The sequence below is a fragment of the Arenivirga flava genome (assembly GCF_030161575.1).
In the GTDB taxonomy this organism is placed as follows: Bacteria; Actinomycetota; Actinomycetes; order Actinomycetales; family Microbacteriaceae; genus Arenivirga; species Arenivirga flava.
Genome location: NZ_BSUL01000001.1, coordinates 2,609,988 through 2,632,269 on the forward strand (window position 1 = coordinate 2,609,988; position 22,282 = coordinate 2,632,269).

A 22,282-nucleotide genomic window follows, 5' to 3' on the forward strand; every position below is an offset into this window, starting at 1 on the left:
CGATCGAAAACGCTCAGAACGCAAAGTTCCGCATCATCCGCTTCGACGCTAGCGTGGTGTCGGATGCGCGGAGCCGCCGCGCAGGCGTCGAAGGAGCCCCGCATGATCCCCGCCACCGGCGAGCAGTACCTGCTCTCCCGCACCGCATCCGATGGCCGCCGCTGGAGCGCCATCGTCACCGAGGTCGCGGCCGGCCTGCGCCACCTCGCCGTCGACGGCCTCGAGCTCGTGGAGACGTTCCCCGAGTCGTCGCAGCCGCCGTCGGGCATGGGCATCACCCTCGCGCCGTGGCCGAACCGCGTCGAGGACTCCCGCTGGACCCACGAGGGCGAGACCCTGCAGCTCGACATCACCGAGCCGAAGACCGGAAGCGCCCTGCACGGCCTGCTGCGCTTCCAGCCCTACCGCGTCGTCGACCAGGACGAGTCGTCGATCACGCTCGTCGCCCGCATCCACCCGCAGCACGGCTGGCCCTTCACCCTCGATATCGAGGCGCGCTACGCGCTCGGCGACGAGGGACTCACCGTCACCTACACGGCCCGCAACCTCTCGGGCGAGCGCGCGCCGGTGGCGTTCGGCACGCATCCGTTCTTCCGCCTCGGTGCGACGCCGAAGGCCGAGCTGGTCGTGACCGTGCCGGCGGACCTCCGCTACGCCGTCGACGAGCGCCTCATCCCGACGGGCACCGTCGCGGTCGACGGCGGCTACGACCTGCGCGCCGGCAAGGCGCTCGGCGAGCTGAGCCTCGACGACGCCTTCGGCGGACTCGCGGTGCAGGACGGTCGCACGGTCACCACCGTCGCCGGCCCCGACGGTGTGCTCGACCTCTGGCAGGAGCAGGTCTTCGGGTGGATCCAGGTCTACACGACCGAGACCTTCCCGACCGCCGACGGCCCCGAGCTCGCCATCGCGATCGAGCCGATGACCGCGCCGCCGAACGCGCTCAACACCGGCGAGGGCCTGCAGTGGCTCGAGCCCGGCGAGCGCTTCGCGGCCAGCTGGGGCGTGGGCTACACCGCCGGGTGACCACCGAGCGGATGCGGGGGACAGCACCATGGTGCGCCCCCGCATCCGCTCGTTAGCGTCGAAGGCATGAGCCAGTACCAGTCCTCGACCGTCGCCCCGAGCCGGGGCCTCTCCATCGCCAGCCTCGTCGTCGCCCTCGCATCGGTGCTCTTCGGCTGGACCTTCATCGCCCCGATCGCCGCGTTCGTGCTCGGCATCATGGGCCTGCGCCGCGAGCCCGAGGGACGTGGCCTGGCCTGGGCCGGCATCGTCGTCAGCGCGCTGGTGCTCTTCGGCTGGGTCCTCATCGCGCTCGCGTTCGCCTTCGGCGCGGTCGCGCTGCCGTTCCTGTTCTTCGTCTGAGCGCCGCCGCGGTGCGCGCGTGGTGCGCCGGCTCGCGTTGCGCCGGGCCGCGGTGCGCGCACCGCGTTGCGCCGGGCCGCAACCCCACGACTCAGCACCGCGGCGACAACTCGGCACCGAAGACCGTGCTGACTTGTCGCGATGGTGCTGAGTTGTGTCGCGGGCGAGCCGGCGCCGCGCGCGGTCGAGCCGTTGCCGCGCGCAGACGAGCTGGTGCCGCGCGCAGACGAGTCGATGCTCCCCGCAACTCAGCACCGCGGCGACAACTCGGCCCCGAAGACGGTGCTGACTTGTCGCGACGGTGCTGAGTTGTGGCGCGGTCGAGCTGGTGCCGCGCGCGGTCGTGCTGGTGACGTGCGGAGACGAGTCGGTGCTGCCCGCGCGACTCAGCACCGCGGCGACATCTCGGCCCCGAAGACGGTGCTGACTTGTCGCGACGGTGCTGAGTTGTGGCGCGGTCGAGCTGGTGCCGCGCGCGGTCGAGCTGGTGCCGCGCGCCGTCGAGCCGGGGCCGCGCGCGGACGAAACGGGGCCGCGCGCGGTCGAGTCGGCGCCGCGTCAGTACTCGAGGGTCGACAGGTACGCGGGCTGCTCCGGGCACGTCTCGAGGACTCGGGCGATCGCGTCGCGCTCGGCCGGCACGACCCAGAGGCCGTAGGCCGCCTTCACGGAGACCTGCCGTGCCACGTACTCGCAGCGGATGCCCTTCGACGGCGGCAGCCAGGTGGCCGCGTCGCCCGAGCCCTTGGCCGAGTTCGTCGGACCGTCGACCGCCAGCAGGTTGAGCGGATCGTTGGCGAGCGCCACCCGGTCCTCCTGCGCGAGCTGCTGCGCTCCGGTGCGCCAGGCGTTCTGGAGCGCCACGACGTGGTCGATCTGCACGGCCGTCGAGGTGTCCTGCCCGCGCACGAAGGCGATCGTCTCGCCCGTGTAGGGGTCGCGCAGCTCACCGCCGAGCACCCGGCAGCCGCCCGGTGCGTCGATGCTGGTCAGGTCGCGGGCGAGCACGTCGTTGCGGGTGTCGCAGCCGTTGCGGTCCACGTCGAGCCAGGCCGTGCCGAATCCTCCCTCGCGGTCGTACCCGGTCGCGGGGGCCGGCCCCTTCACCTCGAGGGCTGCCAGCGCCTCGACCGCGGTGAGCCCGCTCGGATGGGCCGGGGCGAGCGCGACGGGAGCGGATGCGGGCGGTTGCCCCGTCGAGGCGCCGCCGAGTTCCAGCCCACCCAGCTGCGTCGCCAGCAGCACGACGAGCGCGACGGCGCCCACGAGCGCGGCGGGGATCGCGGCGCCGCGCCGCCGCCGGGCCGAGCGGCTCATCCCGCGGACCGCCCGGCGGTGCGGGCACGCCGCAGGTCGAGTCGCAGCACGCCCCAGGCGAGCAGCGCCTGCGCGGCGCAGTAGGTCGCCATCGTGACGATGTGCACGGCCGACCGATCCCATCCGGGCACGAACTTCGCGACCGCCAGCAGCGCATCCGAGACCACGAAGCTCGCGCCGCCGAGGGCGAGCACGAGCCCGCCGCGCGCCGCGACCGCGCCCATCGCGCAGAGCACGGCGCCGTAGACGGCGAGCGCCGGCAGCAGCGCCCCGAGGCTCGGGCCGAGCAGCGCGAGCAGGCCCGCGAACGCCGCGAGGTACAGGGCGACCGGCAGGAGCAGCGGCCGGCCGGTGGTGCGCGGCAGCAGCAGCGACAGGTAGAGGGCCTGCGCCACGAGGAAGCAGGCGACCCCGCCGAGGAAGGCGTCGGGCAGCATGAGCAGCAGATCCCCGGCGAAGGACGCGCCGAGCGCGGCGAGCAGCAGCGCCGGAGGCCGGCGCCCCGGGACCGCCGCGAGCACGGCCGCCGTCAACAGCGGCACGATCGCGGCCTTCGTGGCCAGGTTCAGCGCCTCGGGCATGCCCGGCAGCAGGCTCACGAGGTGCGCGAGCGAGGCGATCGCGAACGCCGCCGAGGCGGGCGTGAGCGCTCGGGGCGCGGCGGTCGTCGTCACGAGCTCGACTGTAGGGCCGACCACCGACGGCGGCCGCGCCCCGCGCCGCCTAGGATGGTGCCGGTCGCCCCTGTAGCTCAGTTGGCAGAGCATCGGACTTTTAATCCGCGGGTCGTGGGTTCGAGCCCCACCGGGGGCACGATCCATCAGCAAACCCCCGCAAGATCAAGGTGGCAGCGTGTCCAAGGTCCTCTCCTCCCTCCCCGTCGGCGAGCGCGTCGGCATCGCCTTCTCCGGCGGCCTCGACACCTCCGTCGCCGTCGCCTGGATGCGCGACAAGGGCGCGATCCCCTGCACCTATACCGCGAACATCGGCCAGCCCGACGAGCCCGACATCGACGCCGTGCCGGCGCGCGCGACCGAGTACGGCGCCGAGATCGCCCGCCTGGTCGACTGCCGCGAGCTGCTCGTCGAGGAGGGCCTCGCGGCGCTGCAGACCGGCGCCTTCCACATCCGCTCGGGTGGCAAGACCTACTTCAACACCACGCCGCTGGGCCGCGCCGTCACCGGCACCCTGCTCGTGCGCGCCATGAAGGAGGACGGCGTCGACATCTGGGGCGACGGCTCCACCTACAAGGGCAACGACATCGAGCGCTTCTACCGCTACGGCCTCATGGCCAACCCGGGTCTGCGCATCTACAAGCCGTGGCTCGACGCCGACTTCGTGAACGAGCTCGGCGGACGCACCGAGATGAGCGAGTGGCTGGTCGCGCACGGCTTCCCCTACCGCGACTCGGCCGAGAAGGCGTACTCGACCGACGCCAACATCTGGGGCGCCACCCACGAGGCCAAGAAGCTCGAGTTCCTCGACACCGGCGTCACCATCGTCGAGCCGATCATGGGGGTCGCCCCCTGGCGCGAGGACGTCGCGATCGCGACCGAGGACGTCTCGATCACCTTCGAGGCCGGTCGGCCCGTCGCGATCAACGGCCACGAGTACACGGATGCGGTCGCGCTGGTCCACGAGGCGAACCTCATCGGCGGTCGTCACGGCCTGGGCATCAGCGACCAGATCGAGAACCGCATCATCGAGGCCAAGAGCCGCGGCATCTACGAGGCTCCGGGCATGGCGCTGCTGCACACCGCCTACGAGCGGCTCGTCAACGCGATCCACAACGAGGACACCCTCGCGACCTACCACGAGCAGGGCCGCCGCCTCGGCCGCCTCATGTACGAGGGGCGCTGGCTCGACCCGCAGTCGCTCATGCTGCGCGAGTCGATCGTCAAGTGGGTCGCCTCGGCGGTCACCGGCACCGTCACGCTGCGCCTGCGCCGCGGCGACGACTACACGATCATGAACACCGAGGGCCCCTCGCTGAGCTACCACCCCGAGAAGCTCTCGATGGAGAAGGTCGGCACGGCCGCCTTCGGACCGGAGGAGCGCATCGGTCAGCTGACGATGCGCAACCTCGACATCGCCGACAGCCGCACCCGTCTCGAGCAGTACGCCGCGCAGGGTCTGCTCGTCGGCGAGGCCGCCAAGCTCATCGGAGACCTCGAGCAGGGCGGCGCCGAGGCGATCGCCGGCACGGAGCACCACGAGGCGCTCGACGCGGTGAGCAACCGCGCAGCGTTCGACGCCGGCACCGACTGAGCTGCAGCACGCGATGAAGGGCCGGACCCGTCGGGTCCGGCCCTTCGCCGCTCAGCCCCGGTCGAGGCGCACGATGACGACGTGCCCGATGCGCACGCGCTCGGTCTCGGAGAACCCGGCGCGGCTGACGAGCCGGGCCTGATCCTCGAGGTCGTGCTGCACCTCGCTGCCGATGAGGTAGACGCGCTGCGCGTCGTCGAGGCGGTCGAGCGAGGCGGCCAGCGGTGCGCGCTCGGCCCACAGCGTGCCCGCGTCGACGGCGCTGCGCTCGAGCGTGACGTCGGTCAGGCCGGCGAACGGGTCCGGGTAGGCCGTCGCGATGACCTCCGGGGTGGCCCGGGGGTGGAAGCGCAGGTGGCCGTACACGACCGCGGTGGCCATCGCATCCGCTCGATCCGCCGACACCCACGCCGCGACCTCGGGCCAGGCGGTGCCCTCCTTCGCCTCGGGGTGGCGCTGCACACCGAGCGACGCGAGCCCGAGCGCTGCGATGAGGCCGAGCACGGGCCAGCGGCCGCGGGGGAGCGCCTCGACGCCGACGGCCATCGCGAGCGCGACGAACGGCAGGCAGACCGTGAGGTACCGGGGGCTGTACAACGGCAGCACGAACGCGGTGATGAGCAGCAGCGCCGCGGTCGGCAGGGCCACCAGCGCGAGCAGCAGCGGGCCCGAGTGATCGCGCCGGCGCAGCAGCACGATGAGACCGGCGATCGTCAGGACCCAGCCGACGGATGCGGCGACGACGTCGATCGGTCCGCTGGGCCACGAGAAGCGGTCACCCCCGAACCACTGCTGCACCAGCACGGCGGGCACGAAGCCGACGTCGACCTCGGGCAGCCAGGAGATCTGCCCGCGCTGCCGGACGATGAGCAGCACGAGCGGAGCGACGGAGGCCGCCGCTGCGCCGCCGGCCACGACGAACCGCCGGAGCGCGGGCCGCGGCCCGCCCAGCACCGCTGCGGCGTGGGCGATCAGCACCAGGGCCGAGTAGACGAAGACGACCATCGAGAGCGCGGCGAGCGCTGCGTAGCCGATCCACCAGCGTCGTCGCGGGCTGTCGCGGGCGATGAGCAGCACGAGCGTGGCGGCGGTGACGAGCAGCGCGGCGAAGGCGTAGGAGCGTCCCTCGGCCCCCATCCAGAGCGTGCGTGGCAGCACAGCGAAGACGAGACCGGCGAGCAGGCCAAGGCGATGCCCGCCGATCCGGCGGCCGAGCGGCACGAGCAGCGCGGCGGTGGCGCCGACGGCCAGCGCGCTCGGCAGCCTCAGCGCGAGCGGCGAGTAGCCGGCGACCTCGAACACGACGTGCATGAGCAGGTAGTACGCGGCGTGCACCGCGTCCACGTTCGCGGTCATGGCCCACAGGCCGTCCCATCCGCGGGTCGTCGCGGTGACGGTGGCGGCCTCGTCGTACCAGACGGAGGGCACGGTGGCGCCGATCAGGGCCAGGGCCGAGGCGAGCGCGCCGACGGCGGCCGGCGACCAGCGTCGCAGGGCGCCCGCCGGGATCGTCGCCCGGGGCGTCTCGATGCTGCTGGTCACGGAGCCCTCCTCGGGACCCATCGATCCTGGCGGAGCGGATGGAACGGCCGGTGCGAACAGCCTGAAGGCCCGCCGCGCGATGCGCGACGGGCCTTCGGTGGTGCTGCGGTGATCAGCTCGCGGCGCGAGCGGTGATCTTCGCGATGCCGACGACCAGCTGGTCGGTGACGGCGTCGGTGTTGAACGTCTGGTTCAGCAGCGGGGCGGCGTCCTCGCTGATGTAGACGGTCGTGCCCTCGAGCACGGCGTTGCCGTCAGCGTCCATCTCGAGCGGGTTCAGCGTGGAGCCGTCGAGGTTGAAGATGAAGACGTCCTCGCCGGCGACCTCGCCGTTGACGGTCACGGTGCCCGTGAGCTCCGAGGTGCCCGGGTCGATGACGAAGTCGGTCAGCTCGACGACGGTGTCGCCGGCCGTGAGCGAGATGCCGGAGCCCTCGTGGTCGATCTCGCCCTGCACGTACGGACGGTAGTCCTCGGCCGGGTCGTAGTAGTCGACGTTGCCGCCGGTGATCGGGAAGGCGAGCACGCCCTCCGGGCTCAGCGTGGCGCCGCCGATGACGCCCGGGGTCAGGCCGAGCGTGCCGAGGGCCTCGACGAAGCCGGCGTCCAGGGTGACCTGGGTGTCGACGCCGTCCAGCGCGGGGATCGAGGCGAGGGGCTCGGGGTCGGCGGCGGGGGCCTCTTCGCTCGGGGAGCTCTCCGTGGTGGGCTCCTCCTCGGCGGGGGTCGAGCAGGCGGCGAGGCTTCCGACGAGGAGGCCGGCGGCGGCGATGCCGATGGTGGTCTTGTAGAGCTTGCGCATGATGGTGATCCTCTGTGTGCGGTGACTTGCGGACGTCAGGGGATTCGCCGACCCGGCGGGATCGGATTGCAGGTTCGCTCGAATTCGCTCGGCCTCGTCGCGCCGCGATCGGCCATAAACCACCGCTGATCAGGTTTTTTCGTGCGAGATCGGTCCTCGGAACGGGTTCCGGATTTCTCGCAGCGCGCGCAGGTGCCATCCAGGTTGGGCCCTCCGAACGGTGCCGACGACGATGCCGACGACCGCGAGGACGACCGCGAGGCGGGCCGCGGGGACGTCGGGGAAGAGCAGTCGCTCGGTCAGCGCGAGCGGCACCAGCAGCCACTCCCAGCGTCCGGTCATGGCGATCATCGGCAGCAGCAGCAGCGCGTACCAGGGGTAGCGCGGCGTCACGACGAGCAGCACGACACCGATCATCACCAGCTGGCCGAGCCACGGGTCGGCGGGATCGGTCTTGCGCCAGACGAGCACGGCGGCGACGGCGATCAGCGCCGCGGCGAGCAGGGTGGCGCCGAGGCCCGGAGCCAGCCAGCTCAGCATGATGAACCGCTCGCCGGACTCGTAGCCCTCCTCGGAGAGGTAGCCGGGCAGATAGCCCAGCACACCCGGACCGTCGCTCAGCACGGCCGGCACGTAGACGAGCAGGAAGACCGCGACGGCCGCGAGCGCCGTGCGCCACCAGCCGGGCCGCGCGAGCGCCGGGGCTCCGATGACGGGGATGAGCTTGGTGGCGACGGATGCGCCGAGCGCGATCCCGGCGAGCCATCGCCGGTTCGAGGCGGCCGCCATCGTCGCGAGCACGAGCAGCAGGGCGCCGAGCGCGTCGATGTGCGAGTTGGTGACCGCCTCGGTCGCCACGAGCGGGCACCACGCCCACAGCGCCGCCCAGCGCGGATCGCGCCCGGCCCGGTGCAGCGCGCGCAGCAGCAGTCCGGTGACCGCGAGCGAGATCAGCAGGCCGAGCACCTGCATGGGCTGGTACTGGGCCTCGACCGGCACGAGCCAGCGCACCGCCGCGAAGGCCGCCTGCGCGACGGGCGGGTAGATCGTCGGCACGGTCGCGCGGTTGATCGTGGAGCAGAGCACCTCACCCGTGCCGACCTCCTCGAAGGTCATGACCCGCTCGCCGTCGCAGCCTCCGTCGACGGATGGGGGGAACAGCCAGTCGGTGCGCAGCTCGGCCAGCGCGGGGTCGGCGGGCACGTGCGCGTAGGGCGAGACGCCGGCGTTCTGCACGATGCCGTCCCAGGCGTAGCGGGCGGAGTCGGTGCTGGTGTTCGGCGGGCCGGCCAGCGCGGCGCCGCCGATCGCGACCGCTCCGAGCAGCACGATCGTGACCGCCTTGCGGCCGTGAACACCCCGCAGCGACCACAGCGCGGCGGCGAAGAGCAGCCAGAGCACCGCGGTGATCACCGGCAGGGTCACCCGGTCGGTGCGGAAGTAGAACGGCAGGGCGGCGGCTGAGAAGGCCGTCAGCGCCGCGGAGACCAGGAGCAGGATGACGGTCAGGGGCGCTCGCATGCGGCCCATCCTGTCCTATCGCCGAGCCGCTCCGAAGAGCATGCCGAGCGCACGACCAGCCGAACGGAGCCGACGATGACGCCACGCGAAGCCGTCGCCGCGATCGAGCGGGGCATGAGCGCCTACCGCGCCCGCCTCGCGTCGCCCACGCGCACGCCCCGGATGGCCGTCGTGCTCGGGCGCCTGCTCGGCGTCGCCTTCCTCGTCTGCTTCGGCACGGGCCTGTACAGCCACTTCCTGCAGGACCCGCTCCCGTGGATGGTGTTCCCGACGCGCCCGACGCAGCTCTACCAGTGGACCCAGGGCCTGCACATCACGGCCGGCATCCTCTGCTTCCCGCTGCTGCTCGGCAAGCTGCACGTCGTCTACCCGCAGCTCTTCCAGACGCCCGCGGTCCGCTCCCTCCCGCACCTCCTGGAGCGCGCGTCGATCGCCCTGCTCGTCGCCTCGTCGCTCGTGCAGATCGTCATCGGCTTCATCAACACGGTGCAGTGGTACCAGCTGTTCCCGTTCCCGTTCCGCCAGACCCACTACGCGCTCTCCTTCGTCGTCATCGGCTCGCTGGCCGTGCACATCGGCGTGAAGCTGCCGGTGATCCTGCGGCACTGGCGGTCGCGCCCCCGCGAGGAGACGACGGCGAGCGGAGCGACGGGCCGGCTGCACCGGTGGATGGACGGATCGCCGACCGCGACCCGCCGCGCCTTCCTCGGCACCGTCGCCGCGGGCTCCGCCGCCGTCGTTCTGACGACCGGCGGCCAGTCCTTCGCTCCGCTGCAGCCGCTCAACCTCTTCGCCCCACGCGACCCCCGCATCGGCCCGCAGGGGCTGCCGATCAACCGCACCGCCGAGGACGCCGGCGTCGTGCAGCTCGCCAGGTCCGCCGGCTGGACGCTCTCGATCGTCGACGGCGACCGCCGCACGGTGCTGGATGCGGATGCGCTGCGAGACCTGGAGCAGGTGACCGTCGACCTGCCGATCGCCTGCGTCGAAGGCTGGAGCCGCATGGCGACCTGGTCCGGCGTGCGCGTGCGCGACCTGCTCGACCTGGTGGGCGCCGCTCCGGACGTCGCGGTGCGCGCGGTGAGTCTGGAGACGAAGGGCGCGTACGGGGTCAGCGAGATCGGGCCGGAGTTCGTGCGCGATCCGCTCACGCTCGTCGCGCTGCGGTTGAACGGCGAGGTGCTCGACATCGACCACGGCTACCCGGCGCGCATCATCTCGCCGGCGCGGCCCGGCGTGCTGCAGACGAAGTGGCTGAGCCGGCTGGAGGTGATCGCGTGACCGCCGTGCGGCGCTGGCAGCTCGCGTTCATCGCGGTCGGGGTCCTGGTCATCGGTCTGGGCGGCCTGGTGCTGCTGCTCGATGTGAACCCGGCGCGGTACCTCGGCATCGCGCTCTGGTTCGCCGGGGCGCTCGTGCTGCACGACGCCGTCCTGGCGCCCATCGTGCTCGGCGTGCACCTGCTGCTGCGTCGGGTCGGCCGGCGCGTGCCGCTCTCCGTGGTCCTCATCCTGCAGGCCGCGCTCGTGGTCGCGGCCCTGGTGACCGCGCTCGTCCTGCCGGAGATCCTCAAGCAGGGCATCGGCAGTGCGAACCCGACGATCCTGCCGCTCGACTACGCGGGCAACCTCATCCGCTTCCAGGCCGGTCTCGCGCTCGTCACCGCGGCGGCGATCGCCGTCGTGCTGGCGCGCGGGCGGCGGGAACACGTCGAGCGGCCGAGACGGGACGACCCCGACGGCGGCTAGGCCGACTGATCGCCGAGCGGTGCCGGACGGCCGCGCCACCGGCCGATCGCGACCTCCGTCAGCGTCACGACCACGAAGAGCGCGGCGATGCCGAGCACCCAGAGCGCGACGCCGCCGTACCCGCCGGCGGTCGCGGGGTCCAGGAACGGGTACGGGTACCACGGGGGCCTGCCGGTCGAGAATGACTCCCTGAACGGGCCGGTGGCGAGCGTCAGCGCCGACCAGGCGAGCGGCAGCACGAGGCCCCAGAGGGCGGCCGACCACGGCAGCGCCCGTCGCCGAGGGGCGAACAGCAGGTCGGCGAGCACGAACAGCGGTCCGACGACGTGGTGGACGGCGTTGGACCAGCCGCTGCTGATGTCGGCGTCGCCCACGGAGCGCAGCACGACGTTGTAGACCAGGCCGGTCACGATCATCGCCGTCGACATCGACACCAGCAGGATCGCCAGCCATCGCGGGTCGAGCGGCTCGGGCACGCGCAGGGTCCGCACGCCGGCGATCGCGAGCACCACGATCAGCGAGGTGTTCGACAGGACCGTGAAGAAGGTGAACAGGCGGCCGATGGCCGTGATGGGCTCGATGTCGAGCGCCTCCGCGAGCTGCGCGGCGAGTCTCGCCTGCTCGAACGTGGCGGCGATCGCGACGATGACGACGAGGAGCCTGAGGACCGCCCAGACGGTGTCGATCCGCGAGGCGGACCCGATGGAGGGCGACGTGACGGTCATGAGGGGATGCTCCCACAGTGCTGGTCGGGGGCGGTTATCCGCTCAGCGATGTAGCTAGAGGCAGATATTGCTAGAGCAACTAGCTATATGACAGAGTCGTTCTTGTACCGAACGAATCCTCGAGCGGAGGAGTCCTGCCATGAGCATCGACCGCACCACCCACCTGTCGGCCGTCCCGACCGTCGACGCGCTGACCGCGTCCGAGGCCGCAGTCGCCGACACCGTCGCCGTCTACAGCCGACCCGGCATCGACGGCACGCCCACCGTCGTGATCGAGATCACCGACATGCGCCGCAACCTGATGGCGCGCAGCGTCATCGACACCGACGCCGAGCGCGAGGTGGCCGCCGACTTCGTGCTCGTCGACTCGCTCGTCGAGCGCTGCGGCTCCTGGCGCATCGACCCGATCCACAAGCACAAGCGCCTCGTGGCCATGGTCACGATCCGCAGCAGCGACGAGCTGCCCGAGTACGCGAAGCAGCGCTCCAACGCCCTCTCCGCCTGACCCCACCGACCCTCACTCGACCGACGCATCCGCACGAGACGCACGAGACGCACGGAACCAGGGATGACAGCATGACCCTTCTCGACCAGCCCACGCGGGCCACAGGCACCGACGACCGCATCGCATCCGCTCGCATCGAGCACCCCGTGTTCGGGCACGCCCGGAGGGCGACCGTGCATCCGGAATCCATGACGCGGTACCGCGTCAGCCACGGCGACGCGGTGATCGGCTACCTCGAGGCGGCCGGACCGATCTGGGTCGCCCTCGCCGGACCGTTCGCGGACCGGGCCGTCGAGGTCGGCCAGCACCGCATCTTCGCGGCGGCGCTGCGGATGCTCACCGATCCGGCCTGAGGCGATGACGATGAGCGACGACCTGCGCCCCGCGACCCGAGCGGTCCCCGCCCGGCCGCGCACGATCCAGTCCGTCCTCGCGGCGTTCCTGCTGCGCACGCTGCGCGGCTGAACCGGGGAGACGACCATGGAACGCGCCCTGCAGGAGCTCAGCCGCATCGGTGACGAGCACGAGCGCATCACGGCCGCGCAGCGCCGCAGCCTCGTCGAGCTGCGCGCCCGCAGCGTCGCGCTCGTGCTGCGCGGCGTACCGATCGACGAGGTCGCCTCGGCGGTCGGGCTCTCCACCGTGGCGGTCGCCGGATGGATGGCGCCCGCCTCCTCCTGACCGGCAGCTGCACCTGCGGAGCCCGCCTTCCGCGGGCGTTACGGTCGGCCCATGTACCTCGGCGCCCCGGTCTGCCCCAACTGCTCGGGAGCGCTCGACGCCGCGGGGAGCGCCGAGGCGGCGCACTGGCACTGCCCGGTGTGCGACCTCGTCGTGCTGGACACGCCGGAGACGGCCACGCCGGTGGGCCAGCCGGCTCGCGACGCCTGAACGCCTCCTCCGCTCAGCCCTGGAGGGCGACCCTGCTGTCCAGGTAGCGGAAGGTCGCGGCGAAGCGCGTGAGCGGGTCCGCCTCGGCGACCTCCATCGCCGCGTCGTAGGTGTCCACGTCCGTCAGCGTCGCGAGGGTGCGCAGCCGCAGCCCCGCCTCCTCGATGCGGCGGCGCTGCTGCAGCGCGGTGTCGTCGCGCGACATCGGCACGCCGCGCAGCAGATCGCCGGTCGGCTCGCGGAAGCCCAGCGACCACCAGCCGCCGTCGCTGGCGGGGCCCATGACCGCGTCCGCGTCGTCCGGCCAGCCGCCCAGCGGCACGGCGAGGTGCTCGAACCGCAGCTGCGGCGTGTCCATGCCGATCAGCACGCACGGCTCGTCGACCGCGTCGAACACCGCGCCGAGGCGCACGTCGAGCGAGCCCTCGACCTGGCGCACCACCTCGAAGCCCTCCGCGCCCGCGGGAGGCTGGTCGCCGTCCCAGAGCAGGATGCGCCGGCTGGCGGGAGCGTCGCGGACGAACTCCAGGCTGTCGGCGAGGCAGGCGGCGGCCACGTCGGCGGCCTCCTCGAGCGTGAGGGGCGGATGCAGGCGGGTCTTCGCCCGCCCCGGCAGCGGCGGCTTGGCGATCAGGATCAGTGTCGTCATCGTGCCGTCTCCTCGTGCTGACTGGACTCCTCGTCGGATCCCTGGGTTCGGAGCGGCGCCGCGGGGGATGGGTCCGGACCTCGGCGAGCAGCCGGGACATGTCGCGCACCGCGTTGATCGTGCCGCGCACCGTGCCGGTCACCTTCGAGCGCCCCTCGCGCGGTGCGTACGGCACGTCGGTCTCGCGGATGCGCCAGCTCGCCTCCGAGGCCCGCAGCACCATCTCGAGCGGGTAGCCGCTGCGGCGGTCGCGCAGGTCGAGAGCCAGCAGCGCCTCGCGGTCGGCCGCGCGCATCGGGCCGAGGTCGCTCAGGCGCACGCCGGTCGCGCGTCGCATGAGCCGCGCGAGCACGAGGTTGGCGAAGCGGGCGTGCGCGGGCCACGCGCGCAGCGTCGTCGCGCGCCGGCGACCGAGCATCAGCTCGACCTCGCCGCGGCGCACCGGGTCGACCACCCGGGGCAGGTCCTGCGGGTCCATCGACGCGTCCGCGTCGCAGAAGGCCACGAGCGGCGCCGTTGCGGCGAGCAGCCCGGCGTGGGCGGCCGCCCCGAACCCGCGTCGCGCCTCGTGCACGACGAGCGCACCGAGCTCGGCCGCCACGGCCGCGGTGCGGTCGGTCGACCCGTTGTCGACCACGATCGCCCGGTACCCCTCCGGCAGCCGCCCGAGGATGCGCGGCAGGGCCCGCTCCTCGTTGAGCGCCGGGAGCACCACGTCGACGTCGTACCTGTGCGATGCATCCATGCTGATCCTTCGGAGCCCTCGTCGATTCAGCGCGCTGCGGCGCGCAGCGGGGCCGTGGCGAACTCCGCCATCCCCTCGTCGAAGCCGACGGCGGCGCGCCAGCCGAGCTCGCTCGCGATCCGCTCGGAGGAGGCCGTGATGTGCCGCACGTCGCCGAGCCGGTACTGCCCGGTGACGATCGGATGCGCGCCGCCGCTGCTGCGGCTCAGCGCCGCCGCGAGGTCGCCGATCGTGTGCACGACGCCGCTGCCGACGTTGTAGGCGCGGAAGCCGGCGTGGGCGTCGAGCCGGTCGTCGCCGGTCGCGGCGAGGGCGGCGAGGTTGGCGCCCGCGATGTCGGCGACGTGCACGAAGTCGCGGCGCTGCGCCCCGTCCTCGAAGACCCGGGGCGCCTCACCGCGCTCGATCGCCGAGCGGAACAGCGAGGCGACGCCCGCGTAGGGCGTGTTCTGCGGCATGCCGGGGCCGTAGACGTTGTGGTAGCGCAGGGCGACCGCCCGTCCGCCGGTCGACCGGGCCCACGTCGCGGCCAGGTGCTCCTGCGCGAGCTTGCTCAGCGCGTAGGCGTTGCGCGGGTCGAGGGCGGCGTCCTCGGCGATGACGCCGGGCTCGAGCACGGCGCCGTCCGCGTCGCGGGGGTCGAAGAGTCCGGCCTCGAGGTCGGCGACCGTGCGCGGCGCCGGGCGGGCGGGGCCCGTCGGGCCCCGGTAGGCGCCCTCGCCGTAGACCACCATCGAGCTGGCGACACCGAGGCGCCGCACGCCGGCGCGCTCCATCGCCGCGAGCAGCTGCGCGGTGCCGAGCACGTTGCTCGAGACGTAGTCGGGGGCGTCCGAGAAGTCGACCCCGAGGCCCACCTTGGCGGCCTGGTGGCTCACCGCGTCGACGCCCTCCAGCGCGCGATCGAGCACCGCGTCGTCGCGCACGTCGCCGTGCACGAGCTCGACGCCGTCGGGTGCGGCGGGCGTCTCGGCGCCGTGCACGTCGCGGCGCAGCGAGTCCAGCACCCGCACCGACCAGCCGTCCTCGAGGGCGGCGCGCACGACGGCGCCGCCGATGAATCCGGCCCCGCCGGTCACGAGCAGCCGGCCCTTCCCCTGCGTCATGCGCGTCCTCTCATCCGGTCGTCCGTCATCGCAGTCTGGCAGCGGCGCCCGACCGCGGCCTGCGGACTCCCGGCCCGCACCCGGGTGCTTCGACGGTGCTTGCTGCGAGAGTGGGGGCACCGCATCCGCTCTCCGGAAGGACCGACATGGGTTACGACCCCTACGAGAACGCCATCCCCGCGCCCGAGTTCCCGATCTCGAGCATCGACTTCGAGCACGGCGGGGCCCTGCCGACGCGGGCCTGGGCGCACGGCGGGCACATCTCGCCGGCGCTGTCGATCGGCCCGCTGCCCGAGGGCACCAAGAGCGTGCTGCTGACGGTCTTCGACCCCGACGCGCCCATCGCCGGCGGCTTCTGGCACTGGCTCGCGATCCTGCCCGTGGGCCTCACCGAGCTCGAGGCCGGCATCCGCCTGCCCGAGAGCGTGCTGCGCTACCGCAACTCGGTCGGCGGCACCGGCTACACGGGCGCCGCGCCGCCCGCCGGCACCGGCACGCACCGCTACTTCTTCGCCGCCACCGCGCTCGACGTCGAGCACCTCGACCTGCCGCCCGAGGCCAGCCCGGCCGCGCTGCAGTTCACGGCGATCGGCCACGTGCTCGGCCGCGCGATCCTGGTCGGCACGGCGACGCCCGACGAGGACTGACGCCCGCCCGGCTCCGTTCCCGTTGCTCCATGCGTCGCCGTGCGTCGCGGTCGTGCCGCCCGCCGGTCATGATGGGCCCATGAGCGATCCCGGCCAGCAGCGCGAGAGCGCACCCGACCTCCTCACCGGGCTCGATCAAAACCTGCAGCAGCCGTTCGGCGGCCGCGATGCCGGCCCGCGACCGGGCTCCATCCGTCGGGCGCTCGTCGCGCTGGCGACCGGCCTGCTCGTCCTCGCCGCGGCCGTCACGGCGCTGCTGCTGCGCTGACGGGCGGCAGCGCGGGCGAGCGGATGCGGCAGGCCGCGATGTCGGCGGTGCGCGGCACACTCGCCGTATGCCCCCATCCGCGCTCCGCAGCTCGCCCGCGCCCGCCCGGGGCGCCGGCCGAGGCGCCCCGATCGGGCAGAATGAGCGGATGACCATCGCGGAGCACCCGGCCACGCCGGGCTCCGTCGACCTGGCGCTGCAGCAGGTGGCGCGGTTCCCGCGGCTGCGCTACATGGGCTCGAAGTTCCGGCTCGCCAAGCCGCTCGCCGAGGTGTTCGCCGCGGCCGGCGGCGGCACCGCCGTCGACGCGTTCTCCGGCAGCGGCGTGGTGTCCTACCTGCTCAAGGCGCAGGGCTTCCGGGTCGTATCGAACGACTTCCTCGCCTTCCCGACCGCGATCGCCGAGGCGGTCGTGGTCAACCAGGGCGTGCGGCTCGGCGACGAGCTCGTCGCGCGCATCGCCGGCGAGCCGCTCGACGACCGCGATTTCATCGCCAGCACCTTCGACGGCCTCTACTTCGACGCCGACGACCGCCGCTTCCTCGACAGCGCGTGGTCGCACATCGACCTGCTCGACGGCGCCGAGCGCGCGCTCGCCATCTCGGCGCTCGTGCTCTCGGCGGCGCGCAAGCAGCCGCGCGGCGTCTTCACCTTCACCGACTCGTCGCGCTACGACGACGGCCGCCGCGACCTGCGCCTCTCGCTGCGCGAGCACTTCGCGCTGCGCGCCGCCGAGTACGACGCCGCCGTCTTCGACCGGGGCGCGGGACACGCGGCGCACTGCGGCGACGTCGCCGAGCTCGCCGTCGAGTCGCCGAGCCTCGTCTACCTCGACCCGCCCTACGCGCCGCCGAGCGACGACGCCGACTACATGAAGCGGTACCACTTCCTGCAGGGGCTGGCCACCTACTGGCGCGGGCAGGAGATCATGCCCGAGACGAAGACCAAGAAGATCGCCAAGCGCTTCACCCCCTTCGCCTACCGGCGCACCGTCGAGGCGGCGCTCGAGCGCACCTTCGAGCAGTTCGCGGAGGCCGGCACCATCGTGCTCTCGTACTCGAGCAACTCGGTGCCCGACGCCCAGACCATCGAGGCGCTGCTGCGCCGGGTGAAGCCGAGCGTCGAGGTGCTGCCGGTGGCGCACTCGTACTCCTTCGGCACCCACGCCGCGGCCACGCGCCGAGCGGTGAGCGAGTACATCTTCGTGGCCCGCTGATGGCGGTCCCCGACTTCGAGCAGTACGTCGGCACGCTCGGCCGGCTCTCGGTGCACGTCGACCCACTGGCAGCCAGCGAGGAGTCCGATCTCATCCGGGCCGTCGCCGACGACCTGGCCGGCCTGCAGTGGATCGACGCCGACGCGCTCGAGTGGTGGGCCGCGACGCACGCCGACCAGGCCGGCCTGCTCGGCCTCGTCGTGGGCCTTACCCAGGAGCGGATGAAGAACGTGCTGCGCGAGCGCTTCGGCACGACGAGCGCGCGCCAGGTCGCGCTGCGCAGCCCCGCCGAGCTCATCGCCTACCTCGACGAGGAGTTCGACCTGCTCGGCGTGCTCGCCGAGCACCGCCACGCCACCTTCACCTTCGGCGACCTGCTCGTCGCGCGCGCCGGCTCGCGCGCCCGCGCCGCCGCGGCCGGTCGCTCCGGTCGCCGCATTGAGGACCGCATCGAGCAGATCGCGCTCGACCTCGGCCTCACCGTGCGCACCCGCACGCGCTTCCAGGGCCGCGGGCACGACGCCCCCGCCGATCTGCTCGTGCTGCGCGGCGACGAGCCGGTCATCGCCGTCGCCGCCAAAGGCTTCGACTCCACCGGCTCGAAGCTGGGCGACGCGGTGCGCGAGATCGTCGAGATGGCCAGCGTACGCAAGCCGACGCAGTTCGTGTTCGCGGTCGTCGACGGCATCGGCTGGCTCAGCCGCCAGTCCGACCTGCGCCGCATCCACGCGCTCTGGGCGGGCGGCGAGATCGACGGCCTCTACACGCTCGCCACCCTCGACCGCTTCCGCGACGACCTCGAGCAGGCGGCCCGCAGGCTCGCCCTGCTCTGACACCCCGCTCCCGACTCCGCCCGCCCGCCGCCCACCTCCCCCGTCCCCCTCCCCGCCAAAACGAAGGTGTTCTGCGGGACACGCCGCAGTTCCGAGTGCCGAGTCGGCGTGTCGCGCGATTTCTCCTTCGTTTTGGCGAGGGAGCGCTCCCGCTCGGGAACGTTCCACCAGCGGACGGTGCGCCTCGCGCCTCGACCTTCCCACTCCGCGCCAAAACGAAGGTGTTCTGCGGGACACGCCGCAGTTTCGAGTGCCGAGTCGGCGTGTTGCGCGATTTCTCCTTCGTTTTGGCGAGGGAGTGCTCCCGGTCGGGACCGTTCCAGCAAGGCCACGTTGGGGCAGGCACGAGCCACGTTGGGGCAGGCACGACTCACGTTCGGGCAGGCACGAGTCACGTCGGGGCGGGCACGAGCCGCATTCGGGCCGGGGCGCGAGCATGGTCGCTGCGTCCTCGATGACGTCGGCGTACCCTGGTCCACCTATGGCCGACGACTTCCACAAGCCCACGCTCTTCGCGGGGCACCGCTTCGACGTGTTCGAGGGCGCGCCCGATCCGGCGCAGCGCACCCGCGCGGCCCACGAGACCGCCCAGGCGCTGCTGGCCCGGGTGCGCGAGGGCGCCGATCCCGCCGTCGTCGAGCGGCTCGTGCACTTCACCGACGAGCACGGCCTCGAGACGGTCGCGGAGCTGTGGTCGCACACCCGCGCCGAGACGCTGCCCGGTGCGCTCTGGCGCGTCTACCTGACGCGGGCCTTCATCACCCACGACGCGACCGAGTCGAGCTGGCTCTTCCAACGCGGCGTCGACGAGCTCGGCACGATCGACCCCGTCGTCGCGGGTGCCGCCGACCCCGCCGGCCCCGCGGACGTGCTCGAGCTGAGCGATCTCATCCTGCGCGGCGTCTTCGACGGCGATCTCGCCATCGCCCTCGAGCGTGCGGCCTCGTTCTGCCGTCTGGCGGCTCGCGGCTCGACCAGCGTCGCGAACGACCTCGAGGCCACCGAGCCCGAGCGGGCCGAGCGGCTCACCCGCCGGGCCCTGCGGCTCAGCTCCATGGCCGACGAGCTCACCGCGGCCGCGCGCCTCTGGAACGACGGCACGCTCGACTGAGCGCATGACGCCCGTCCGCGGCGCATCGGTCCGCCCGTGCCCAGTCGTCTGCGCGACGCCGGCCGGGTGTGCTTCCGAGCCGTGTTGCTGGAGTTCAGGAACCGCGGTGCGACTCGCCGTTCCGGCAGGCTCAGCCAGCGGCGTGCCGTGGTCATACTCCTGAACTCCGTGTTGCCGTGCCCGCCGCCGAGCCGGTGCGAATCCTCGGGTGAGGGCTGGCTCGTCCGGCGCCGCAACGCCCGACCGCCGCGCCGTTCGCGCAGCGCGGACCGGACTGCGAGCGGATGCACCCCTCGCTACACTGGATGACGCCGGGCCGCTGTAACCCCGGGCTCCAATATTCGCCGCTTCGAGCGGCCTTCCGCCGTGAGGCGTTCTCAGCGGTCCGGCTTCTCCATGCCCGCCTCGGGGTGCCGTCACGACCGGCGGTGCGCATCCGAGCCCGACCGTTCGCAACTCGGAACCAAACCTCCCGGCCCCCGCCTCCGAAGCACCGTCATCGGCCGAACCCCGCGCATCCCGTGAGGTCCCGCGCCGATCGACCATGATTGGAGGTGGGCCTGACATGCTGGTGACCATGACGAGGGAACCGGAACGCGTCGAACGGGCGCCCGCCTCGCTGGAAGACCTGCTGACCGCGGTCGCTGCCGGCGACCGCGCAGCATTCGCCGAGCTGTACGACCGTACGGCTCCGCGGGTGCTCGGGTTGATCAAGCGATTGCTCATCGACCACTCGCAGTCCGAGGAGGTCGCCCAGGAGGTGTTCCTCGAGATCTGGCAGACGGCGGCCCGCTACCAGCCCAACAAGGGCGCGGCGGTCACCTGGATGCTCACGATGGCCCACCGCCGCGCGGTGGACCGGGTGCGCTCCTCGCAGTCGAGCCGGGATCGCGACGTGCGCATCGGCATCCGCGACTTCGAGCCCGGCTTCGACCAGGTGAGCGAGTCGGTCGAGGTCAGCGTTGAGCACGAACGGGTCAGCAAGGCGCTCGGCAGACTCACCGAGCTGCAGCGCCAGGCCGTGAAGCTGGCCTACTACGGCGGTCTCAGCCACAGCGAGATCGCCGCGAAACTCAGCATCCCCATCGGCACCGTGAAGACCCGGTTGCGGGATGGGATGATCCGCCTCCGAGACGAGTTGGGAGTCGTGCCGTGAGCACGCGAGAAGAAGACCACTACGGCAACTGGGCCGGCGCGTACGCGCTGCACGCCCTGACGCCGGACGAGCGCGAACGGTACGAGGAGTACCTGCGCCGCTCCGAGGACGCCCGCGCCGAGGCCGCCGAACTCGGCGACACCGCCGCCCTGCTCGCCGTCGACACGGCCGAGCCCAGCGCGGCCCTGCGCGCCAACCTGCTCGACGCCATCGCGGTGACTCCGCAGCTCGGCGCCGACGACGCGGAGCCCGCGCCAGCGGGTCCCGCGCAGACGCACGCGCGCGAGGACCGCGTAGCCGACGACGACGCCGTCGACCGAGAGGAGCTCGCCCGGGTCACGGCCCTCGCATCCGCTCCGGAGGTCGCCGCCCCCTCCGCCGCAGGTGCCGTCATCACCCCTGCGGCGGGTTCCAAGGCCGCGCGCCGCTGGTCCCGACCGATGGCCCTGGTCGCCGCCGCCGCGGCGGTCGTGGTGATCGGCGCCGGCATCGCGGGAGGCACCGGGCTGCTCACCCCGCCGAGCGAGCAGCAGCAGGCCTTCGCCGCCCTCGAGGGCGCCGACGACTTGCAGCGCGTCGAGACCACGGCGACCGACGGCACCGAGGTCACGGTGCTCTGGAGCGAGGACCTCGCGAGCGCCGCGGTTGAGAGCGACGGCATGCCCGAGCTCGACGACGACCTCGTCTACCAGCTCTGGATGATCCGCGACGGCGGCGCGATCCCCGCCGGGCTCATGGATGCCGACGAGGGTTTCGCGGTGATGGACGGCGAGCTGCACGACGGCGACGTCATCGGCATCACCGTCGAGCCTGCCGGCGGCTCGGAGTCGCCGACGACCGACCCGATCCTGGTCCAGGCCACCTAGATGTAGTTCCCAGTGAGGTTGTGAACGCGGTCGGCGGGCGTGAGCCCGCCGATCCCGGTGTGGGGCCGGTGGTGGTTGTAGTGGTGGATCCAGTCGACGTAGGTCGCTGAGCGGGCTTCGTCGGTGGAGTAGAGCCGTTCGTAGGCCCACTCGGTCGCGAGGGTGCGGTTGAAGCGCTCGACCTTCCCGTTCGTCTGTGGCCGATAGGGGCGGGTGCGTCGATGCTTGACGTCGCCGAGCGCCGTCGCGAAGACGCGGGAGCGGTAGCAAGAGCCGTTATCGGTCATCACCGCGCTGACGGTGAAGCCCGCGGTCTCGAAGAACGCCCGCGCCCGCAACCAGAACCCGGCCGCGGTCTCCTTGCGCTCGTCCGTGTGCTGCTCGGAGTAGACCAACCTCGAGTAGCTGTCGATCGCGTGATGCAGGAACGCGTAACCCCGGCCCCGCTTCTTGTTGTGCCGGTTCCCGACCGTGCGGCCGAGCATCCGGTGCCCGCCGCCGTCAGGGATGCGCCCGAGCTTCTTGATATCGATGTGGACCAGCTCGCCCGGCCGGGTCGCCTCCATCCGGACCGGGGCAGCCTTGCGAACGGGGAGCCCGGTGGCCTGATCGAGATGCACCAGGCGTGGCATCCGGTAGCGGGCCAGGACCCGCTCGACCGTGGAGCGCGGGATGCGCAAGTGGTAGCCGATGCGGTGCGGACCCCAACGGCGGGTGAACCTCAGCGCGACGATCCGCCGCTCCCGCCGCCGCGTCGTCCGCGATGGCGAACGATGCGGCGTTGAGGACCGGTCCGTCATCGCCTGCCCGGCCCGGAACCGGGCAGCCCAACGCGACGCGGTCGCGGGCGAGCACTGAAACCGCTCCGCAGCACGGCGCACCGACCAGCCCTCCTCGACGATCAACCGGGCAAGACGAGTCCTGCCCTCCGGGGTGAATGGCGCGTTAGCGTGGGTCACGAAGGCCTCCGTGGATGGTGATGTGTGTCGTAACTCACA

The 22,282-nt window shown here is 72.7% G+C and carries 26 protein-coding genes, 1 tRNA gene and 1 pseudogene; 18 read left to right on the forward strand and 10 right to left on the reverse strand.

What is annotated here, in order from left to right:
* Positions 1–102 precede the first annotated feature (102 nt).
* Positions 103–1,026, forward strand: a complete 924-nt coding sequence (locus tag QQK26_RS12595; RefSeq protein ID WP_284233269.1) for an aldose 1-epimerase family protein — start codon at positions 103–105, stop codon at positions 1,024–1,026.
* A gap of 66 nt (positions 1,027–1,092) precedes the next feature.
* Complete coding sequence (locus QQK26_RS12600; protein ID WP_284233270.1) at positions 1,093–1,368, forward strand: DUF4190 domain-containing protein; 276 nt, start codon at positions 1,093–1,095, stop codon at positions 1,366–1,368.
* 558 nt (positions 1,369–1,926) lie between these two features.
* On the opposite strand, the gene QQK26_RS12605 is transcribed toward QQK26_RS12600, so the two are convergent.
* Positions 1,927–2,685, reverse strand: coding sequence for an HNH endonuclease family protein (locus QQK26_RS12605; RefSeq protein WP_284233277.1), 759 nt, complete (start codon positions 2,683–2,685; stop codon positions 1,927–1,929).
* Entirely contained in the window at positions 2,682–3,359 is a 678-nt protein-coding gene (locus QQK26_RS12610; protein ID WP_284233279.1) for a lysoplasmalogenase family protein, read from the reverse strand. Before QQK26_RS12610 ends, QQK26_RS12605 begins: the two co-directional genes overlap by 4 nt.
* Positions 3,360–3,425: 66 nt before the next feature.
* Here QQK26_RS12610 and QQK26_RS12615 point away from each other — a divergent pair.
* Together QQK26_RS12615 and argG are read left to right on the forward strand one after the other, a co-directional pair.
* Positions 3,426–3,498, forward strand: a tRNA-Lys gene (locus QQK26_RS12615).
* Between the two features lie 39 nt (positions 3,499–3,537).
* Positions 3,538–4,953 carry an argininosuccinate synthase gene (gene argG, locus QQK26_RS12620; protein ID WP_284233281.1) on the forward strand — a complete coding sequence of 472 codons (1,416 nt, stop codon included), beginning with the start codon at positions 3,538–3,540 and terminating at the stop codon, positions 4,951–4,953.
* Positions 4,954–5,004: 51 nt separating this feature from the next.
* Here the strand turns inward: argG and QQK26_RS12625 are convergent, their stop codons facing one another.
* The 3 genes from QQK26_RS12625 to QQK26_RS12635 all read right to left on the reverse strand — a co-directional run bounded on the left by QQK26_RS12625 (position 5,005) and on the right by QQK26_RS12635 (position 8,818).
* Positions 5,005–6,495 (reverse strand): glycosyltransferase family 39 protein, encoded by a 1,491-nt coding sequence (locus QQK26_RS12625; protein WP_284233282.1) that lies wholly within the window; start codon positions 6,493–6,495, stop codon positions 5,005–5,007.
* 112 nt (positions 6,496–6,607) lie between these two features.
* Positions 6,608–7,297 carry a hypothetical protein gene (locus QQK26_RS12630; protein ID WP_284233300.1) on the reverse strand — a complete coding sequence of 230 codons (690 nt, stop codon included), beginning with the start codon at positions 7,295–7,297 and terminating at the stop codon, positions 6,608–6,610.
* 129 nt (positions 7,298–7,426) lie between these two features.
* A complete protein-coding gene (locus tag QQK26_RS12635) occupies positions 7,427–8,818 on the reverse strand; it encodes a glycosyltransferase family 87 protein (protein WP_284233302.1) in 1,392 nt (463 codons plus the stop codon).
* 75 nt (positions 8,819–8,893) lie between these two features.
* Between QQK26_RS12635 and QQK26_RS12640 the strand changes: the two genes are divergently transcribed.
* Positions 8,894–10,099: a molybdopterin-dependent oxidoreductase gene (locus tag QQK26_RS12640; protein WP_284233304.1), complete on the forward strand. Its 1,206-nt coding sequence runs from the start codon at positions 8,894–8,896 to the stop codon at positions 10,097–10,099.
* Positions 10,096–10,566 carry a hypothetical protein gene (locus tag QQK26_RS12645; protein ID WP_284233306.1) on the forward strand — a complete coding sequence of 157 codons (471 nt, stop codon included), beginning with the start codon at positions 10,096–10,098 and terminating at the stop codon, positions 10,564–10,566. Before QQK26_RS12640 ends, QQK26_RS12645 begins: the two co-directional genes overlap by 4 nt.
* On the opposite strand, the gene QQK26_RS12650 is transcribed toward QQK26_RS12645, so the two are convergent.
* A complete protein-coding gene (locus QQK26_RS12650; RefSeq protein ID WP_284233308.1) occupies positions 10,563–11,291 on the reverse strand; it encodes a Pr6Pr family membrane protein in 729 nt (242 codons plus the stop codon). The genes QQK26_RS12645 and QQK26_RS12650 overlap by 4 nt on opposite strands.
* Before the next feature lie 139 nt (positions 11,292–11,430).
* Here QQK26_RS12650 and QQK26_RS12655 point away from each other — a divergent pair, with 139 nt between their 5' ends.
* From QQK26_RS12655 to QQK26_RS12670, 4 genes are all read left to right on the forward strand, one after another.
* Positions 11,431–11,796 carry a hypothetical protein gene (locus QQK26_RS12655; protein ID WP_284233310.1) on the forward strand — a complete coding sequence of 122 codons (366 nt, stop codon included), beginning with the start codon at positions 11,431–11,433 and terminating at the stop codon, positions 11,794–11,796.
* Positions 11,797–11,867: 71 nt separating this feature from the next.
* Positions 11,868–12,149 carry a hypothetical protein gene (locus QQK26_RS12660; RefSeq protein ID WP_284233312.1) on the forward strand — a complete coding sequence of 94 codons (282 nt, stop codon included), beginning with the start codon at positions 11,868–11,870 and terminating at the stop codon, positions 12,147–12,149.
* Between the two features lie 127 nt (positions 12,150–12,276).
* Positions 12,277–12,477, forward strand: a complete 201-nt coding sequence (locus QQK26_RS12665) for a hypothetical protein (protein ID WP_284233314.1) — start codon at positions 12,277–12,279, stop codon at positions 12,475–12,477.
* Positions 12,478–12,528: 51 nt separating this feature from the next.
* Positions 12,529–12,687 (forward strand): hypothetical protein, encoded by a 159-nt coding sequence (locus QQK26_RS12670; protein WP_284233316.1) that lies wholly within the window; start codon positions 12,529–12,531, stop codon positions 12,685–12,687.
* A gap of 13 nt (positions 12,688–12,700) precedes the next feature.
* On the opposite strand, the gene QQK26_RS12675 is transcribed toward QQK26_RS12670, so the two are convergent.
* Positions 12,701–13,336, reverse strand: a complete 636-nt coding sequence (locus QQK26_RS12675; protein WP_284233318.1) for a TIGR04282 family arsenosugar biosynthesis glycosyltransferase — start codon at positions 13,334–13,336, stop codon at positions 12,701–12,703.
* Positions 13,337–13,434: 98 nt separating this feature from the next.
* Between QQK26_RS12675 and QQK26_RS16270 the strand changes: the two genes are divergently transcribed.
* Complete coding sequence (locus QQK26_RS16270) at positions 13,435–13,572, forward strand: hypothetical protein (RefSeq protein ID WP_348520018.1); 138 nt, start codon at positions 13,435–13,437, stop codon at positions 13,570–13,572.
* Positions 13,573–13,766: 194 nt separating this feature from the next.
* Here QQK26_RS16270 and QQK26_RS16275 read toward each other — a convergent pair.
* Positions 13,767–14,081 (reverse strand): annotated as a pseudogene (locus QQK26_RS16275) (glycosyltransferase); the annotation flags it as partial.
* 26 nt (positions 14,082–14,107) lie between these two features.
* The gene (locus QQK26_RS12685) at positions 14,108–15,187 is read right to left on the reverse strand and encodes an NAD-dependent epimerase/dehydratase family protein (RefSeq protein WP_284233320.1); all 1,080 of its coding nucleotides are present in this window, start codon (positions 15,185–15,187) and stop codon (positions 14,108–14,110) included.
* 146 nt (positions 15,188–15,333) lie between these two features.
* On the opposite strand from QQK26_RS12685, the gene QQK26_RS12690 reads away from it, so the two are divergent.
* From QQK26_RS12690 to QQK26_RS12720, 7 genes are all read left to right on the forward strand, one after another.
* Positions 15,334–15,834: a YbhB/YbcL family Raf kinase inhibitor-like protein gene (locus QQK26_RS12690; protein ID WP_284233321.1), complete on the forward strand. Its 501-nt coding sequence runs from the start codon at positions 15,334–15,336 to the stop codon at positions 15,832–15,834.
* Positions 15,835–15,913: 79 nt separating this feature from the next.
* Positions 15,914–16,102, forward strand: a complete 189-nt coding sequence (locus QQK26_RS12695) for a hypothetical protein (protein WP_284233323.1) — start codon at positions 15,914–15,916, stop codon at positions 16,100–16,102.
* Between the two features lie 148 nt (positions 16,103–16,250).
* Positions 16,251–17,318, forward strand: coding sequence for a DNA adenine methylase (locus QQK26_RS12700; RefSeq protein ID WP_284233325.1), 1,068 nt, complete (start codon positions 16,251–16,253; stop codon positions 17,316–17,318).
* Entirely contained in the window at positions 17,318–18,151 is an 834-nt protein-coding gene (locus QQK26_RS12705; RefSeq protein WP_284233328.1) for a hypothetical protein, read from the forward strand. The genes QQK26_RS12700 and QQK26_RS12705 overlap by 1 nt, the downstream gene beginning before the upstream one ends.
* Positions 18,152–18,632: 481 nt before the next feature.
* Positions 18,633–19,262: a DNA-directed RNA polymerase subunit beta gene (locus QQK26_RS12710; protein ID WP_284233330.1), complete on the forward strand. Its 630-nt coding sequence runs from the start codon at positions 18,633–18,635 to the stop codon at positions 19,260–19,262.
* A 577-nt stretch (positions 19,263–19,839) separates the two neighbouring features.
* Positions 19,840–20,418 carry an ECF RNA polymerase sigma factor SigK gene (gene sigK / locus QQK26_RS12715; RefSeq protein WP_284233331.1) on the forward strand — a complete coding sequence of 193 codons (579 nt, stop codon included), beginning with the start codon at positions 19,840–19,842 and terminating at the stop codon, positions 20,416–20,418.
* Complete coding sequence (locus QQK26_RS12720; protein ID WP_284233332.1) at positions 20,415–21,284, forward strand: anti-sigma factor; 870 nt, start codon at positions 20,415–20,417, stop codon at positions 21,282–21,284. The genes sigK and QQK26_RS12720 overlap by 4 nt, the downstream gene beginning before the upstream one ends.
* Here the strand turns inward: QQK26_RS12720 and QQK26_RS12725 are convergent.
* Positions 21,281–22,243 (reverse strand): IS481 family transposase, encoded by a 963-nt coding sequence (locus tag QQK26_RS12725; RefSeq protein WP_284233334.1) that lies wholly within the window; start codon positions 22,241–22,243, stop codon positions 21,281–21,283. The two genes, QQK26_RS12720 and QQK26_RS12725, sit on opposite strands and share 4 nt — an antisense overlap.
* Between the last annotated feature and the right edge of the window lie 39 nt (positions 22,244–22,282).